Annotated in this window: 7 protein-coding genes and 1 pseudogene; 5 read left to right on the forward strand and 3 right to left on the reverse strand. The window is 60.2% G+C overall.

The window, feature by feature from the left end; all coding sequences use genetic code 11:
- The 5 genes from MOV61_RS28950 to MOV61_RS28970 form a co-directional block, all read left to right on the forward strand.
- A partial coding sequence (locus MOV61_RS28950) for an AraC family transcriptional regulator (RefSeq protein ID WP_247039800.1) occupies positions 1-339 on the forward strand: 339 nt, incomplete at its 5' end.
- Between the two features lie 92 nt (positions 340-431).
- The gene (locus MOV61_RS28955; RefSeq protein WP_247039799.1) at positions 432-593 is read left to right on the forward strand and encodes a hypothetical protein; all 162 of its coding nucleotides are present in this window, start codon (positions 432-434) and stop codon (positions 591-593) included.
- Positions 594-693: 100 nt separating this feature from the next.
- Complete coding sequence (locus MOV61_RS28960; protein ID WP_247139055.1) at positions 694-999, forward strand: DUF1127 domain-containing protein; 306 nt, start codon at positions 694-696, stop codon at positions 997-999.
- Positions 1,000-1,247: 248 nt separating this feature from the next.
- The gene (gene rpoH, locus MOV61_RS28965) at positions 1,248-2,150 is read left to right on the forward strand and encodes an RNA polymerase sigma factor RpoH (protein WP_038544637.1); all 903 of its coding nucleotides are present in this window, start codon (positions 1,248-1,250) and stop codon (positions 2,148-2,150) included.
- 92 nt (positions 2,151-2,242) lie between these two features.
- Positions 2,243-2,626 (forward strand): ACT domain-containing protein, encoded by a 384-nt coding sequence (locus MOV61_RS28970; RefSeq protein ID WP_247139056.1) that lies wholly within the window; start codon positions 2,243-2,245, stop codon positions 2,624-2,626.
- Between the two features lie 57 nt (positions 2,627-2,683).
- Here MOV61_RS28970 and MOV61_RS28975 read toward each other — a convergent pair whose 3' ends face one another.
- From MOV61_RS28975 to MOV61_RS28985, 3 genes and pseudogenes are all read right to left on the reverse strand, one after another.
- On the reverse strand, positions 2,684-2,968 hold the full coding sequence (locus tag MOV61_RS28975; RefSeq protein WP_038588996.1) for a HigA family addiction module antitoxin: 285 nt from the start codon (positions 2,966-2,968) through the stop codon (positions 2,684-2,686).
- Positions 2,969-2,981: 13 nt separating this feature from the next.
- Positions 2,982-3,260, reverse strand: a complete 279-nt coding sequence (locus MOV61_RS28980; RefSeq protein ID WP_258719030.1) for a type II toxin-antitoxin system RelE/ParE family toxin — start codon at positions 3,258-3,260, stop codon at positions 2,982-2,984.
- 72 nt (positions 3,261-3,332) lie between these two features.
- Positions 3,333-3,955 (reverse strand): annotated as a pseudogene (locus MOV61_RS28985) (hypothetical protein); the annotation flags it as partial.

The raw sequence follows: 3,955 nt of genomic DNA on the forward strand, positions 1-3,955 counted from the left end.
ACCGCCAGCGCCGGCCGCCAAAAGCTGGTGGATCGCGCCAAGCTCGCCCTCTCCTCCGATCTCGCCCGCCGCTGGACGCTTGCCGAGATCGCCCGGGAGGCCGGCGTCTCGCCAGTCTATCTGACCCAGGTTTTCCAGCAGGTTGAGGGCACGCCGCTCTACCGCTATCAGCTGCGTCTCCGGCTCGCCCGCGCACTCGACCTGCTCGGCACTTATGACGACCTGACGGAGCTCGGGCTGGACCTTGGCTTTTCGAGCCACAGCCACTTCTCCTCGGCTTTCCGGCAGGCCTATAGCCGGACGCCGGCAGAATTCCAGCGCTTTGCGGGCTTGAGATAACACGGCGCAAAGTCGCTAAAGATTCTGACAGCGCAAGACCGGCTAAAAGTGCTTTTCTTCTTCCCGTAAGGTCAACATCGGGAGATGCCATCATGAAAGAGAATACCTGCGCCGCCTGCGACTGCGAACTCGATGCAACGCGGATTGCGGTGAAGATCGGCGGCAAGACGGTCGAGGTCTGCTGCGAGGAATGCGCCGAAGCATTGCGCGAAGCGGAAGCTGCGACCCGCACGGCCCAGGCAGCCAGTAAGTAAAATGACAGCCAACACGTAAACGACCGACATCGAGACGGGCGCCAGACGCCCGCCTCCCAAACACCGGCCGTGCATCGGCCACCCCATCTGGAGAAAGACCATGAAAAACGAGAACCGGGCGGTCTTCGACCGCGCATCGGAACGCTATCACCTTGTCTTGGAACTGCCGCCCGCAGCGGAGCACCAGCCGCCCGCAGCGGACGTTCCATCGGCCAAACCGTCGCTCCTGCACCGTTTGGTCGCCGTCATCGTCGGAACATTCCGCCGATACCGGAACCGGCTGGCGCTGCTCGAGTTGACCGATGATCAGCTGAAAGATATCGGCGTCTCCCGCAGCCAGGCTTATGGCGATATCAGCCGCTACCGCCGCAGCAGCGCGCACAGTCTGGAACGCAAATGCCTCTGACCCGGCAGAAATAGGTGAGGCAAAGAAACGACAAAACCCCGCTTCCCAGCGGGTCCAGCGGAGCGCCGTATATTACGACATTGTAATGATATAACGCTTCTGTGATGACTTGAATCACTGTTCTGCCGTACTTATCTGTCACTTGGGTCGGTGCGGGGTCGAAAATGACCTGCGCCGCTTGGCTCGCCTTCAGCATGTACAGCAAGATCAAAAAGGGAGCCGATACATAGATCGGAAAGGGGTGCTTTATGGCCCGCAATACTCTGCCTTCCATTACTGCCGGTGAAGCCGGCCTCAACCGCTATCTCGACGAAATCCGTAAGTTTCCGATGCTGGAACCCCAGCAGGAATACATGCTGGCGAAACGGTATGCCGAACATGCCGACCGGGATGCAGCCCACAAGCTGGTTACCAGCCATCTTCGTCTCGTGGCAAAGATCGCCATGGGTTACCGCGGTTATGGCCTGCCGATCGGCGAAGTCGTTTCCGAGGGCAATGTCGGCCTGATGCAGGCCGTCAAGAAGTTCGACCCGGAACGCGGATTCCGCCTTGCAACATACGCAATGTGGTGGATCAAGGCCTCGATCCAGGAATATATCCTGCGGTCCTGGTCGCTCGTGAAAATGGGCACCACCGCCAACCAGAAGCGGCTGTTCTTCAACCTGCGCCGGTTGAAGGGCAAGATCCAGGCGATCGACGAAGGTGATCTGAAGCCCGACCAGGTGGCCGAAATCGCCACCAAGCTGAACGTCTCCGAGGAGGAGGTGGTTTCCATGAACCGCCGCCTGTCCGGCGACGCCTCGCTGAATGCGCCGATCCGCGCCACCGAAGGCGAATCCGGCCAGTGGCAGGATTGGCTGGTGGACGACCACGAAAGCCAGGAAGCCGTACTGATAGAGCAGGACGAACTCGACACGCGCCGCCGCATGCTGGCCAAGGCGCTGAGCGTGCTGAACGACCGCGAACGCCGCATCTTCGAAGCCCGTCGTCTTGCCGACGATCCGGTAACTCTTGAGGAACTGTCGGCCGAGTTCGACATCAGCCGCGAACGCGTCCGTCAGATCGAAGTCCGTGCCTTTGAAAAGGTGCAGGAAGCGGTTCAGAAGGAAGCGCTCGCCCAGGCGAACGCTCTGCGCGTCGTCGACGCGTAGTCCGCCGCGACGCTGACGATATGAAAGGGGCTGCTTCGGCGGCCCCTTTTCTTTATCTTGAGCATCCATCTACTGGAAAGGGAGAAGCAGGGATGGCACCGCGCATCACACTCAGGGAGCTTGCCGGCAGCTACGCCATTGCCAGGCTTGAAGCTGCCGACCGTATTCCCGCATGGGCCGACGGCGACGGTTTCGTCAGCATCAACCGCACCGACGACGAACTTTCGATCGCCTGCCGCGAAGAGCGCGTGCCTTCCGACATCAAACAGGATGGCGGCTGGACCTGCTATAAATTGCAGGGGCCTTTCGCATTCGGAGAAACCGGCATCGTGCTCTCGGTGATCCAACCGCTTTCGGAAAACGGCATTGGCATTTTCGTCGTCTCCACCTTCGACGGCGACCATCTGCTGATCAAGACGACCGACAGACCGAAGGTCCGCGAGCTGCTGCAGGCGGCCGGTCACACGCTTGTTTAGGAAAATCACCGTTTGGCATCTACTGGCAAAAAGCGGGTGGCTACACCGGCTGGAACGTCAGGCAGCTTCGGCCGGTTTGACCTCTTCCGCGATCCGTTCGCCATTTTCTCGTTCGGCAAGAGCGAGTTCATATGCGGTCTGCAGATCAAGCCAAAAGCGGGCACTGTTTCCAAAATACCGCGCCAATCTCAGGGCTGTATCGGGCGAGATGCCGCGCTTTGCGTTGAGAATGTCGGTGATGCGGCCTGACGGCAGGCGAAGTGAAAGAGCGAGCTGATTGGCCGACAGGCTGCGTGCGGTGAGTTCGCGCTTCAAAATGCGACCCGGATGAACTGCTATCATCTACATACCCTTCCTAATGATAGTCGACGATTTCCACGTCCCAGGCATCTCCATCCCTGAACGTGAAACAGATCCGCCACGGCCCGTTGATCGTCATTGCCCACTGTCCTGAGCGATTTCCGGAAAGCTTGTGAAGGCCGACCGATTTCAGTGGACTGAGATCGTTCAGGGACGAGGCTGCGTGGAGCGCCGCCAACAACTCGATCGCGGCCTCTTCGTTCATCCCCGAAAACTTGGCTTTGCCTTCCTCGGCAAAGCGACGGGTTGAACTATTGACCCACGATTTGATCATGACGAAACGTACTACGCTCGGCGTAGTACGTCAATCATCACCACCATTAGGCTTCAAAGTGCCGTGCCTCGGTCACTGTCCGCTGGCGGTCGCTCCGAGGGTGCCCCATTCGCGGATAGCATCGTTGAAGGCGCGTTCCCCATCCGGCCCCTTCTGGAGTGTCAGCAGCGCACGGCGCCCATTGCGATAGGCTATCGGAATGTCGATCCAGTTGCGGTTGCGCAGGAGTTCCAGATTGGTCGAGCGTGCGTCCGGGAAATCGTTGAGTGCGATCATGTGGAAATCGTCGGTGATCTTGGCAGGCACCGCGATCAGTGCGTTGCCGCGATCCTGCTCGCTCGACTTCATGGCGATGCGCTGCACGCTTTCGATCGCGCCGCCTTCGAAATCCGGCGGCACGGCGAAGACGATCTCGATCAAGTGACTTGCTGGCAGCGACGGGTCGCTATTGCGCTTGAAGGTCATCAGCGCCGTCAGTCCCCTGCCCGGCACGTTGATCCGTCCCTGAACGACAGGCTCCTGTCGGCCGTTCGCACCGGCTTCGCGTTGAAGCGACCAGGACACCGTGCCGTCGATGGCCGTCGGCGCCGTCTGACCGATCCGCTCCTCGTAGAGGAACATTTTTTGGCCTGCGAGCGCCGGAGCCTCCGCCGGGTTCGCCGGCGGGGTGCTGGCGGGCGGGGCGACGTTATTCG

The sequence above is a fragment of the Neorhizobium sp. BETTINA12A genome, assembly GCF_023006485.1.
In the GTDB taxonomy this organism is placed as follows: Bacteria; Pseudomonadota; Alphaproteobacteria; order Rhizobiales; family Rhizobiaceae; genus Neorhizobium.